The sequence below is a fragment of the Paenibacillus sepulcri genome, assembly GCF_042647105.1.
GTDB classification, from domain to species: Bacteria; Bacillota; Bacilli; order Paenibacillales; family Paenibacillaceae; genus Paenibacillus_Z; species Paenibacillus_Z sepulcri.
Window position 1 is genome coordinate 1 of the sequence record NZ_JBHRUP010000002.1, and the last position, 13608, is coordinate 13608.

Genomic DNA, 13608 nt, shown 5'->3' on the forward strand with positions numbered 1-13608 from the left:
GACAGGCTCAAGAATGTGCAGGAGCCTGCCGCCCCGCAGTACTGGAACGCCGCACAAGGTAAAAATCTTATTATTCTGCAGCTGGAATCGTTCCAGAACTTCCTGATCGACCTCAAGATCGACGGGCAGGAAATAACGCCGAATCTGAACAAGCTGGCCCATGACAACTTTTACTTTCCGCATTTCTTCCAGCAGGTGGGGGAGGGCAACACGTCAGACGCCGAGTTCGTCGTGAACACTTCCTTCTACATCCCGCCGCAGGGGCCGGCTACGATGATGTACGCGAACAAGGAGCTGCCGAGCCTGCCGAAGCTTATGGCCTCGCAGGGCTACCAGACGGCGACCTTCCATACGGATGTCATCGAATTCTGGAACCGCAACAACCTGTACAAGGCGCTTGGCTTCGAGCATTATTACGACCAGAGCTTTTTCGGAACTGACGATACCATTTTCTTCGGCTCATCGGACGAGGTGCTGTACTCGAAGACGGCCGAGGAGCTGGAGCGGATGAACGACAGCGGCAAGCCATTTTACTCGCAGGTCATCTCGATGACGGCGCATCATCCTTTTACCATTCCGGAACGGAAATACAAAATGACGCTGCCCGAACGGTATGAGGGCACCCTCGTCGGCGATTATATCCGCGCGCAGAATTATGCCGACTACGCGGTGGGCCTGTTCATTGACGATCTGAAAAAACGCGGCGTCTGGGACAACAGCGTTCTCGTCGTGTACGGCGATCATATGGGCCTTCCCATGTACTCGCTCCATCATGACGACAAGGATCTGATGCAGGAAATTTACGGCCATGAGTACAGCTATGCCGATATGATGAACATTCCGCTTATTATCGCCTCTCCTGGCGTCACAAAGCCGGAGGTATTCAATCAGACAGGGGCGCAGTCGGATATTCTGCCGACGGTAGCCAATCTGACCGGCGCGCCGCTTGCGGATCATATTCATTTTGGACAGGATCTGCTGAACCAGACTTCCAATCTGCTGCCTCAGCGCTATTACTTGCCCTCCGGCTCGCTGATCAACGACCAGTCGATCTTCCTGCCAGGCGAAGGGTTCGAGGATGGATCCAATTATCCGGTTCCCGGGCTCGGAGATCCCGCCTCCAAAGCTACCCGGGATCAATTTGACCGGGCGCTCAAGCTGCTGAATATGTCCGACAGCTACGTCATCCAGCTGCCTGACCGGAAGCAGTAGACAGCCTATGGACCATGAATCCGCTGCGTGACCAGCAGAACTGGATCGTTTCAGTATATTGAACGGCTTGAACAAACAAAAAACAGGACGATGCAGGGCATTGGCGCCGCTACGTCCTGTTTTTGTTTATTGCGGTGCAGGTACTTATTCTCCCAAATAATTCGTGCCGGCATGCTTTAATTTGATTGTCACGTTTATGGATGTCAGGGAATCCTTGTTCCATCTGAAATGGTTGTTCTGAAACCATTCCTTCCATTGCTTCTGATGTTTTCTATGAAAAATCTCTTCCACGTTAAACAAATCCACGTCTTTTACGATTGTCGCCTTGAATGTGTCCAAAATATCTGCTTTGATTTGCTGCTCAGCGAGCCGTTTTAATTCGGCTTCATTCTCACTGCTTAACATCTCGACTACTGTCGCTGAAAACCTTAGATGCAGACTGAAGGCAGGCTTCTTATCCAGGTTGGCAAATTGTATTTTCACTTTCGGTCTTTCTATCTGCAGGATGGCAACATTTCGGTCGCCCTTCTTTAGAAGCAGGGGGTCAATGATTGCTTCTTTGTTCAACCAACGCATGCCGGATACCGTCGCACCGTCAAAAGAACCTCTATATTTTTCTCCGCGCAGCATCATGACGCCGTCAATTACGGGGGTAGATTGATCCTTGCCGGACTCCGATTTGGACCAGGCTCCTTCCTTGATAGCAACAACCGGTATGGCAAAGGTGGCGTAATTTTTATTCGCATTCAACAAGAAGTCCTGCAGGTTCACAGGCTTGAAATAGGAATACTGCTTCAAAACCAGTCCAGGTCTCATGAGCAAGGAATTGATCAGGGTTGTATTGGAATTTGTGGGAATAGAAAACAATTCCTCCAGATTGCTCTGTGTACCGTAAAGCTGGGAAGTATAACGTAAATCTCTTTGGCCGGTTACTCCCTTAGACAGAGGCATTATTCCAATTTCCAAGGCAGCGGGCGTGAAAACCATCATTTTGATGTGGCTCCAGAGAATAGGCTGCTGTGATAGTTTAATCATATTATAAAAAGCCATGTTGAGGGTCGGACCCGCTGCTTTTCCAGTCCATGTGGTGTTTTTGGGTTGGCTTGAACTGCCGCTTTCCGATTTTGAAATCCCGGCAAGATCCATGAACTGAAAGTAAACGGTATATTCCTTATCCTTGTAATCAATTCCGAGCGCCGAGATATACATGTAATTTTGAATGATTTTCGAATCCCAGCAGCCTGTCGATAACACCAGTACGAGGATGCAGACAGCCATTTTACATTTCCACTTCAAGTCTCGCCGCCTCCTTCAGGTACATAGGTTTGCACATCCTGCGGTTTCCTCTTCCTGCTCCATGGTTTTTTAAGGAGCCCTGCGAGGATATCCCGGGATTTGAAAGGAGAGACAGGGGAAAGAATCGGCATACCGTATGATTTGCACCAGGATGCATAAATGATAATTAAATAAAACCCCAGATAAAATCCCACCATTCCAAATAGCGATGAAAGAATCATCAACAGTATCCGGAGAATGGCAACGAAACCGGCCAATGTTTGGTTAACCAACGTATACGAAGCGATTGTGGTAGTCGCAATCACGACGATCATAGTCGGAGAAGTTAATCCTGAGCGAACCGCCGCATCCCCTACGATAAGACCGCCCACCACCGTCACAGTACCGCCTACCGCCTTTGGCAGCCGAGCACCTGCTTCTCTGAACAGTTGAAACATGCCAACCATCAGAAAAGCTTCGAACGGCGTGGAAAACGGGATTCCGATCCGGGAAATGGCTATGGTGGCCAGAAAGGAGAGTGGGATTTGTTCGATGTTATAGTCCGTTAATGCAATAAACAAGCTTGGCAAAAACAACGAAACTACCAGTCCGCTGTAGCGAATAATGCGCTGGAATGCGGCGAAATAGAACGATACGGTTTCATCCTCCGGCGACTTTAACAATGACGCTATATTGATTGGGGCTATAATCGCCATCGGCGATCCATCCATCAATACGACGAACCTTCCGTTTAGCAAACTCTCAGCCGCAAAGTCAGGTCTGCCGATATAATCGACCAGCGGCAGTAAATAATAAGGGGAATTTGACAGCGCTTCTTCCAGTTGATTGCAGCCTATCAGGCCTTCGGTATGTATCGAAAGCAGCCTTCGCTGCGCCTCTTCAATAATCTCAGGTGATACCAAGTCCTGAAAATACAAAAGCCCTACTTCGGTTTTGCTTCTCGTACCGATGACATAGCGTTTATAGGCCAGCTTGGGGGAGCGCAGCCGTTTGCGGATCAAAGCAACATTTGTGCCGAGCTGTTCCGTAAAGCCGTCCCGGGGCCCCTTGACCGAAGATTCCGTATTCGATTCCTCGGTTGATCTTTCCGGGCGCATAGCGATATTAACGGATAGAGCAAAAGGATCGGAGTCAGGGAATACGATCACAAGATGGCCTGCAAAGATATCTTCCGCTATCCGGGTGAAGGAGATTGTGTCATCCAGTATCTCCGCATTCATCCATACCGGGATTTTTTCTTCCCGATTTTCAGACAATGTGTGCAGCAGCGGCAGAACCACCTCATTGATCTGTTTAGCGTCGATCAACCCGTCACAGTACATGATAAACGGACCATCCTCAGCGGGATGGTCTGTGATTGCAGCTTTTTTTACAGTAACGTCCTGGCAGTGCGCAAAAAAAGAACGGGCTGCTTCTTCCGTGATTTGATGTTTATCCGGCACCTGGTTTCACCTTCAATCTCCGGAAACTTAAAATAAAGAATGCCATTGCGGCAGCGCCCAATCCCAGACCCAGCGCAAGATCATGCCAACGAACGGAAAGCTGAATAAATTTCAAATCATTGGTGGACATCAAGCACACGCACGAGATGGCCAACCATATGACTATCATGACGCCAACAGAAGGGCTCATTGTCTTTCTCGGCATCAGCGAGCAAACGGCAAACAACAACAGAGATTGTCTGATGAGGCTGACTGAAAAAAAATAAATGATGGATAGGGAGTCGATATGCGAGAAATTCATTCCCAATTTTGCCAGTCTCCATTGCTCGAAAACAGGGGTACGCTGCTGAATCGACTCAATAGTCCCGAATGCGCCAAGGGAAATCACGATTGGCACAACAAGCGTGATGACATGAACAAGAAGGAGCGCATAAATGGTTTTAAAATTGATTTTGGATTTGGTGTCGACGAAGGGGGCAAGGACGATAAGGATAAACCAATCCGACATGCCGGCCAGTGAGGATAATAGGGACCCTCTTACCGGTATCCAACCCCGCTCCAGGAGTGGAACCAATTCATAAAAGTGAAGGAATTTGAATATTCCGAAGAGCAGAATTACAAAGAGGACGACAACGATCGGGAGCAGGATGCCAGCAGCAATTGCCAAAGTACGCAGCCCAAGCAAACTGCCCAGCAAGACCGAAACACTAATAATGAATACAACAATGAAGTTCGGCGTATTGGGCAAAAACCATATGTTGACCCAATGTATAAGATCAGTCATGTTGACATACAGATTCAACATCAGGATGACAGCCAAAACCGCCGTAATCAACACGCCTATGAATGTGCCCGCACGTTGTTTCAGCCAGCCTTGAACCGTGACTGAGGACATGCGATGGCTTATCCAGGCCAGTACGAAAGCCCAAATCAAGGCGGGTATGGACGACAGGAGTACGCCAATCCAGGCATCCCGCTGTCCATGGATCATTGTCATCATTTTGAAAACACCGAAGTTGTTGAAGCAAATGATTAGTACCAGCAGAGACACCAGCTGCTTTTGTGAAATCATGGTTTAATTGTTCCCCCGATCATTGTGATCGTCTGGACGTCATTGGTATTATTTGCCGCCGCATGAAATTTATGCAGAAACAAAACAAGGTTAACCGGATGATGCCGGCTAACCTCGTTATTCGCACGCTCCCTATCGGGGAATGCCAACCTGTTTACCCATTACTCATGCGGGCTGATTCCGCCTTCCTTATGGATCACTATCGTCTCCTCGATAGCTTTGTTCATGGCCTCGTCAGCCATCCTCAGCGCAGTCTGATTGTCCTTGGATTCCGTTGAAATGAGCTTCCAAACCATATCCGTATTGGCATAGATATAGGTCAGGTTCGGCTTGCGGGCAGGCGGCATAGCACCGTTCAAATAGAAAATCGATTGAAGATGCTTGCCTTCCCAACCGGGCACGTCCTTCCCGTATGCCTCCTGAACAGCCGGATCGGCAAGCGGCGAGATGACACCCTGCCTGGACAATTCGGTTTGATACTCCGGCGACAGCAGGTATTGGATGACCTGGAACGCCAGATCCTTGTCGGCGGACTGATTCGTAATAAACATGCCGTTCGTATCGGGCTGGAATTTGGACTTCGGCGCATCGGGAAATACGGGAACCGATGAGATGTCAAAGTTCAAATCCTTGTTCTCGTCGAGCAATTTATTGACGTTCTCCAGTGAATCCACAATCATCGCAATTTTCCCCGTGACGAATTCATTCGTTTTCACCAGCTGATTGCCGGGAATTTCGTAGAACGCCCTGATATTGCTTACAATCTTCAGCCAATTGTCCGAGACCATGGAAGATTTGTCTTCATTGGGATTAAGCGCGGGCTCCGAGAGCTGATTGAATCTCATATAGTGTGCGGGGTTCATCTGAAAGCCTTTATAGGTGATATCACCGACCTGACGGGTAAGCTTTTTGGTCATTTCATAGGCTTCATCCCAAGTCATGCCGTCCTTGGGGTAGTCCAGGCCAAACTGGTCGAAAATATCCTTGTTATATACGAGCACCCAGTCGTTCGAATTGAACGGAAGCGAGTACAATTTGCCGTCCGATGTATTGACGGAATGCTGAAAGTCCGCAGGGTTCAATGTGCCGGTGTCGAAGTTGTATTTTTTGACCAAATCGGTCATATCGTATTCCATCTTGAATCTGCGGATTTGCCTGTACGTATTGCGGCCGACCTCATCGAATACAATGTCGGGTATCGTGCCCTTGGCGATCAAATCCTCATACCGCGTACCATCGTTCCAGGCAATATGCTTGAACGTAACATCGGGGAATTTGGCTTTGATATATTGGCCGACCTGTTTCTCGTAAATGTCCTCGTTGACATAGAATGCAGGCCATGCCGTAAAGATAGTCAGCTCATTAGCGGATGTTTCCGCCGTTTCTTGAGAAACCTCGTTAACGATGTTGGCTTTGTTTACTTCCGCGCCGTTTTCTTCGGTACAAGCCGCCGCCCCCATTATCGTCATTACCGTCAAGAGCGCGATACTGATAATTTTTTTCATGATCCGTTCAGACCTCCAAAATGTTTGTATGCATCGGGAAGATTCCTCATCGGGCAACCGCCAGCGGAGTCATAGATTGATAGACGGGATATGTCAGCGCTTACAAAAATAAAGCTTCATCACGGTCACCCCCTGACATGAATTCATGTTCAACCAGCTGCGCGATATCCTGAAAAAGCGAGGGACGGCAGTGGAAGTCTATTAAACATATATACATTGGCCAATGCCGGCAATGGGTTATTTGTGCAAATTATAGGCGTATTCCATCATGTATCCGTTCCTCGCGCCAGCCGGCAAAATGAAAGAATGCCAGCAGCGGCGGGAGAGTGAAAAAGCCTATAATAACGATGGAGTCAGCCTATAATGCCGCGGAACGGGACATATACAATTTATCCTATATTCATTCCAATGCGAGATTCTGCAGCAGCGCGGAATTCAAGAGGCCTGCAGTACCTGAGGGGGGATTCTTTTAAAAAGGTTTTTGTAAGCGCTTATCTGACGATATTTTGCCTGAAAGGATGTAGAAATCGATGAAAAGTATCAACTGGCTTCTGGCTATCATGCTTTTGTTATCCGTATTTGCTTCGCCCGCAGCGGCGGAAGAGGACACGCCAGAGGAGGAAGCGCCTGCCGTAAGCCCGGAACCGAGTGCGGTGGAGGAGGAGGCGCCTGCCGCAAGCCCGGAAGCGGGTACGGCGGAGAACGCGGCAGACCGTTTTACGGATTTAAAGGATCTTCCCGCGGAAGTTAAGGAGAAGTTCGGCACGCTGATCGAGGCGGGTGTATTCAAAGGGATATCCGACGGCCTGTTCGGATTGGACCTCAACATGACCCGCGCGCAGTTCGCCAAAGTGGCGGCCCTTATATTCGCTTTGCCAGTCGACGATAAGCTGGCAATCTCCAGCTTCTCCGATGTCAAAGCGGACGATAAAGCCAATGGGTACGCTCTGCCCTATATTGAAGCCCTCAAAATAGCGGAGCTGACCAACGGCTACGGCTCCGATACCACACGCTACAACCCGTCCGGCAAGGTCAGCCGGCAGGAGCTTGCGGCGTTTCTGATCCGGGGACTTGGCATGGAAGCCGAGGCCAGGGAGGCCGATCCGTCCGATGACGCTACAGTCAGTCCATGGGCGCGAACGTATGCCACATTTGCGCTGGAGAAGAATTTGCTTCCCGCCAGTGAAAGCGGCACATTCGAGGGCACATCGCCCGTTACCCGTTATGAGCTGGCGTTGGCCGCTTACGAGGCGCGGAATATATTCCTCGCAGGCATTCAGGAGGCGGGCAAAGTATCCATTCTGGAAGCGAAAGCTTCCGGTGCCAGGAAGGTAGCCGTCAAGCTCAGCCAGGGGGTCGATACCGAAAAGGCGAAGCTGACCGCATCTGCCGGCGGAGATGAGGTTTCCGGGGAAACCGAGTGGGCGGAAGACAACATGTCCGCGACCATTACGCTGGACGAGAAACTGGCTCACGGGAAATATCAGGTTAAGCTGTCCGATCTGGACGAAGGGACCGTTGACCGGGCGGAAGCGGAATTCGACGCGGAGGACGAACGGCTGGAAACGCTGGCTTTTGCCGCTCCTTCCGATATATTGCCGCGGTCGAAGGCGATCATCGATTTCAAAGCGGCGAACCAGTACGGGGAGACATCAGATTGGACTGCCGGCGATTTTGAAATCAAGGCGACCGGAGCGGACGTGAATGCGGTTCAGCTGCCGGGCAAACAGGCTTTTCAGCTGGATGTAAGCCGTTTGCCCAAAGGTGCAGGGATCTCGATTATTCTGTTCCGGAAGCCGTTAACGGACACCTCTCTGAAGCCTGTCACGAAAGTCTTCACCGTCGGGGACCTGCCTGTCGTTTCGAAGGTGGAAGCAGGCGATCTTAAGTTTTTTGGAGCGGATACCGCGCTCAAGCCCGGCGGCCGAGCCTATCTGTTATTTGCCGCTTATGATCAGTACGGCTTCCGCGTAACCGATCCCGAGCTTCTGGGCGGAGAGAGAGGCATCGATACGGTGTTCTCGGAACCGGGAATTTTCAACGACAAACCGTCGCTGGACAAGTTTTTCGATTATGACGATGACGGTTATGTCGATCTGTCGCTTGAGGTTTCTCCCGACGTGAAGGTCGACAAGCAAGTAAACCTGATGCTGCTCTCCCGGATATATGGCGAGCCCGCGTCCGTTACCCTGAAAGTCGTGCTGTCCAAAATACCGGCTTCGGTCGAATTCGATTATTCCGACACTCTGACGATCGGTGACGAAGACGAATATATCCCGATTATCGTCAAGGATGCGGAAGGCAAGGAATTATCTCCCGAGGATATCGTGAATGCCGAGACTACCGGCCGGCTCCAGGTAACCGGTTCGAATCAGCTGGTGCTGGAATCCGATCCGCCGACGCGGACCGATTACAGCGTGACGCCCAATGCGGTTCGCCAGACGGCTGTGCAGGCAACCGGCTCCGACAGGGGGAAAATCCGGATTGCCCGCGTCATGAACTATGGACCAGCTTTTATTTCCATTCTATTGCCGTATTCCTCCAAAATGGAGACGTTCAACCTCAATATTGAGCAGGCGAGGGAGAGGACGCCGGCTTCGGTCGAGCTTGACGGAGACAGCAATAATCTGCTCTTTCCCGGTACCGAGCACCAGATCAAATTCAAGATTCTCGACCAGTACGGAGACCAATTGAATACGACGCTCCCTGATTACAAAGTCGATTACAAGCTGGAGCGGGTCAGCGGTGAGTCCGGCGCGATTACGACCAAGGGCGCTGCCGTTCTGACCGATGCTGCTCCGGCAATCCGCCGTGAAATCAATGATAGCTCGGGCAAAGGCGTCACCTTCGTTGCAGATACGCTCAAGATGGGAACCTACAGGCTTAAGGCCTCATTGGTGCGGGTTGACGCCGGCGGAGCGGTTATCGGCACCTTGGCCGCAGCTTCGTCGGTTGCCGAGGTATTCGGCGGCAGCCAGGCGTTAACGTATGAAATGGATCTGGATGACGCATTGTTTGCGGCAGGCAGATATTATTACGAGCATGGGGTGATCAGGAGCGTTACCGATGCCACCTACCTGCTTGAAAATAAAGACGTATTTGCCAGAGAAATTGAAATCAGCGCCAAGGATGAGCTGGGCCGTGAGGTGACTCTGCCGTCCAATATTGTCAGGAGCATCGGATCGGCCAATCCCGATATGATCGGAGACGACGATGTGAACCGGATTATCGGCCTGAATGCGGGCAAATCGACAGTCACTGTCATTTTCGATTCGCCGACAGGGGCGAGGACGCTGAGCAAGGAAGTGGAAGTCAAATATGAACGCCCGGCGATCCAGGAAGTGAAGGTGGACAAGTCGGCGAATGTCGTCGACAGCGCGCAGCTGAACGGTCTGCTGCCCTGGGACGCGAATTTGATGAAGAAGATCACGGTCAAGGACCAATTCGGAGACAGCTTCGATAATGACAAACTGGCGCGCTACAACGATATTTTCGGCATTGTCTATCTGATTGGCGACATCCACTTCAGGCCGAATACCGCTCCGGCCATGAAGGATGTTCTCTACATCGACGGCGGCGGCCGCATTGTCTACCAGCCAGGCAGCGGCAACCCGATTGACAATAATGTGGAAGACTTCACGCTGACAGCCATTACGCCTGACGGCAAAACGTATTCAACCTTCATATCCGTCCAGTAAGTTAAGGAAAGGCCATCATACCCTTGCCGGCATCCGGCAGGGGTATTTCACATGTGATATAGGGCGAATAGGGACAGAATCGGGGCGAATATCCGCCATGAAAAGCAGGATTCCCCCATAGTTCGAGCAGAATCCACCAATGAAGAGGGAAGCAAGTGATATATACTGATTTTGAAGATATGTACGACATTGTAAAATGTGAAATGGGGGATTCTTCATGAACGCAAGCGGCTTGGACGAGCAATTGGGCGGCGTCAGCAAATCGCTCCGCACGCTTCCCGGGTCTTTATTGCTCGGTTCGACGGGAGCCCGTTTATGGGCCGATTATTTGGAGCCCCGGCCCGGCTTTAGCGGCCGGTTTGATTTTATTCACAAGATCAATATTCCTTTGCTGTACACCGTATCGGCAGACGTTGCCGACAATTACGAGCCCTGCCGCGCCCGCTGGTATCCGAGCCATATGCGGATGGAATACGAAGGTGTCCGCTTCTCGCTGCAAGAACGGAAATTTATTTCATGGGACGACTGTGCCGTATCCTTTCAGACCTGGACCAACAAGGATACCGAGGAGCTTGTTCTGCGCCTCTCCACGTATGGTGACCTCTTCCATACAACGCCGGAGGGCGGGCTTTACGGCACATTTCCTGTACCGCACCTAAGCTTCGATATCGACGCGGCATTGACACTTAGCGATGCGAAGCTGTTAACCGGGCTCCGGCTGAAGCCGGGAGAGACGAGAACCTTCGCAATCGCGGCCGCCCTCGGCATCCACGGGCAGGATGAGCCCGAGCTGCTCAGGCGGAGGGCTGGCGCCTATGCCCTCGACAGGCCAGTCGAGCAGGCCTTCTCCGATTATATACAGGCTTACAGCCAGTGGTTCGACCGGGCGCCGGCCTTCCGCTGCAGCGATGAGCTGCTGAACAGAACCTGGGCTTACCGCTGGTTTCTGCTTCGCCATAATTTGGCCGAACCCAAGTACGGGAATCTGCAATCCCCGTTGTTCTATGAAGGCAGATCCCACAAGAAAAGCAAATCCCCATTCAGCAAAGGGGGCTGGGAATTCTGCAAGCTGATCAATTTATCCGTCCCCCTGCACGTGATGGATGCCCGCTGGTACCATGACTCCGCTTACAGTGAAGGCCCCTTCAATAATATGAAGGAAAATCCGAACGAGGACGGGATGTTCTGTTGTATGACCGTCGACACCGTCATGCACGCCTTTGCCAATTTCTCCTGCTGGGCCGCCTATCAGCTCTATCTGGTGCACCGGAACCGGGAGGCCATGGCGGCGCTGCTGCCGTCCCTGAAGGCGCAGCTGCCGGCCTGGAGCCGGGCGCACGGGAATGACCGCGACGAATTGATGATTGAATACCGCCACACCAGGACGGGAAAAGAATATCAGCCGAGCTACTGGTACTTCCACCAATTCCCGAGAAACCCCAAGGATCCGGCAACCTATACGCATGTGAAGAGAGTGGACCGGACGGTATACCATTATTTGAATACGCTTGCGGTAGCCAGGCTGTGCGAAGAGCTTGAGGACCCCGAAGCGGAGGAGTTCCATAGGCGGGCAGAGGCGATCAAAAGCGATATTCTGTTAAAAATGTGGGATGAAGAGAGCGCTTTCTTCTACGACCTTCATCACGAAACCGACGAGAAGGCGCTGGTCAAAAATATCGTCGGCTTCTATCCGGCATGGGCGCAAATCATTGACACTGATCATGACGCGCTGATCGGTCATCTGTTCGAGCGGGGCGAGTTCGATACGGGCTGCCCGTTTCCGTCCGTATCCGCCGATTGCCCGGCCTATTCGAAGGATGGCGGCTGGATGGGCCATTTTGTCAAAGGCCGCAACGGCTGCGTATGGGACGGGCCGACATGGCCGTATACCAATTCCATCGTCCTTGATGCGCTGGCGAAGGAGAGCAAACGGCGCGATCACCTGTTTGACCGCCAGTTCGCCCATTATTTGCGCGAATATTCATTCCTGCATTTCTTCAACCGGGACTTGAGCCAGCCCGGGCTTGTCGAGCATTACAACAGTGCCACCGGCGAGCCGCTCAGCGACGAGCAGGAATACAATCATTCCTTTTATATTGATCTGCTGATCACGCATGTGGCCGGATTGTCCGTAGAGAGCGACCGGCTCGTTCTGGATCCAATCGATACGGGGCTGGATTATTTCTGTCTGGAGCGGGTCCGGGCCGCAGGGGCGGAAATTCGGATTACGTACCGTAAGCCCGGAAGCGCGCCGGATGCGGCAGATATCGAAGAAGGATACCGTTTGTTTGTTAATGGCAAGCTTGTTTTCTCAAGCGGCCGGCTTTGCCGGTTCGAACTGCCTTTACGGGAAATCCGATCGTAAGTGAAAAGGGGCGAGCAAGGTGAATGGAAGAGTGAAGGAGCTCAGGGGCGAACGGTTCTTTGACCTCGACATCGATATATTCGTGAACCGTCAACAGGAGTCGTTCTCCCTCTGCCAGCACACGCATGATTTTGTCGAGATCTGCATCGTCGGAGAAGGATGCGGCTTCCATTATATTGAGGATCAAGTGCTGCCCGTCAAGCAGGGGGATTTGTTTCTGATCCCGATCGGCACCTCCCATGTATTCCGCCCATCCTCTCCGGAGCGCGACAAAGTGCTCGTCGTGTATAACTGTATTTTCCGCAATAGAGCGATTGAGAACTGGAGGCATTATTTCGCCGAGGATTCAGAGATGCTCCGCATGATCTATTACCCCCATGAGCGCAAGGGAAGATGGCTGCAGTTCCACGACAAGCACAACACGCTGCAGGCCATGTTCCATAATATGCACTGGGAGTATTTGAAACGGAACCAGGGCTGTGAAATCATATTGACCACCTCGCTCATCCAGATGCTGATGCTGCTGCAGCGTCTGGAGATGGAGCGGGATTTCACGCCTTCTCCGAACAACAAGCTTGAGGATGTCCTGCATTATATCAAGAATAATTACTCCAAGAATATTACGGCCCAGCATGTTGCGGACCATTTCTATATGAGCGTGAGCCATTTTCAGCGGCTGTTCAAAAAGTCGACGGAGCTGACGTTCATCCAGTATTTGCAGAATATCCGGATTCAGAAATGCTGCGATCTGCTGGAATCCACCGATATCTCCATTCACGAAACGGCCAATCTGGTCGGGTATCTGGATATGAAGTTTTTCCATGCGTTGTTCCGTAAAAAAACCGGGGTTACGCCGAGGCAGTACCGGCAGAACTACCAGGAACCGAAAATCGATTAACATCCCCTGCAAAGCGCGATTCACCTATAGAATGGGCAAGCATCGCCTATAATTCGCGCAGGCGGCCCATATATAATGAGAACACATAATGGAAGTTTTGAAACCGTTCTCATTACCGGG

Annotated in this window: 8 protein-coding genes; 4 read left to right on the forward strand and 4 right to left on the reverse strand. The window is 51.4% G+C overall.

Features of this window, described 5'->3' with window-relative positions:
* The coding region (locus ACFOLF_RS35235) for an LTA synthase family protein (protein WP_379219761.1) at positions 1 to 1212 on the forward strand (1212 nt) is incomplete at its 5' end.
* Positions 1213 to 1356: 144 nt separating this feature from the next.
* Here ACFOLF_RS35235 and ACFOLF_RS35240 read toward each other — a convergent pair.
* The 4 genes from ACFOLF_RS35240 to ACFOLF_RS35255 all read right to left on the reverse strand — a co-directional run bounded on the left by ACFOLF_RS35240 (position 1357) and on the right by ACFOLF_RS35255 (position 6527).
* A complete protein-coding gene (locus tag ACFOLF_RS35240; RefSeq protein WP_210045971.1) occupies positions 1357 to 2508 on the reverse strand; it encodes a Ger(x)C family spore germination protein in 1152 nt (383 codons plus the stop codon).
* Positions 2505 to 3950, reverse strand: a complete 1446-nt coding sequence (locus ACFOLF_RS35245; protein ID WP_210045970.1) for a spore germination protein — start codon at positions 3948 to 3950, stop codon at positions 2505 to 2507. The genes ACFOLF_RS35240 and ACFOLF_RS35245 overlap by 4 nt, the downstream gene beginning before the upstream one ends.
* Positions 3940 to 5022, reverse strand: a complete 1083-nt coding sequence (locus ACFOLF_RS35250; protein ID WP_210045969.1) for a GerAB/ArcD/ProY family transporter — start codon at positions 5020 to 5022, stop codon at positions 3940 to 3942. The genes ACFOLF_RS35245 and ACFOLF_RS35250 overlap by 11 nt, the downstream gene beginning before the upstream one ends.
* Before the next feature lie 161 nt (positions 5023 to 5183).
* Positions 5184 to 6527 (reverse strand): ABC transporter substrate-binding protein, encoded by a 1344-nt coding sequence (locus ACFOLF_RS35255; protein ID WP_210045968.1) that lies wholly within the window; start codon positions 6525 to 6527, stop codon positions 5184 to 5186.
* A gap of 530 nt (positions 6528 to 7057) precedes the next feature.
* On the opposite strand from ACFOLF_RS35255, the gene ACFOLF_RS35260 reads away from it, so the two are divergent.
* From ACFOLF_RS35260 to ACFOLF_RS35270, 3 genes are all read left to right on the forward strand, one after another.
* The gene (locus tag ACFOLF_RS35260) at positions 7058 to 10225 is read left to right on the forward strand and encodes an S-layer homology domain-containing protein (RefSeq protein ID WP_379113241.1); all 3168 of its coding nucleotides are present in this window, start codon (positions 7058 to 7060) and stop codon (positions 10223 to 10225) included.
* A gap of 217 nt (positions 10226 to 10442) precedes the next feature.
* Positions 10443 to 12590 (forward strand): MGH1-like glycoside hydrolase domain-containing protein, encoded by a 2148-nt coding sequence (locus ACFOLF_RS35265; protein ID WP_210045967.1) that lies wholly within the window; start codon positions 10443 to 10445, stop codon positions 12588 to 12590.
* A gap of 19 nt (positions 12591 to 12609) precedes the next feature.
* Positions 12610 to 13488 carry a helix-turn-helix domain-containing protein gene (locus ACFOLF_RS35270; RefSeq protein WP_210045966.1) on the forward strand — a complete coding sequence of 293 codons (879 nt, stop codon included), beginning with the start codon at positions 12610 to 12612 and terminating at the stop codon, positions 13486 to 13488.
* Positions 13489 to 13608: the final 120 nt, after the last annotated feature.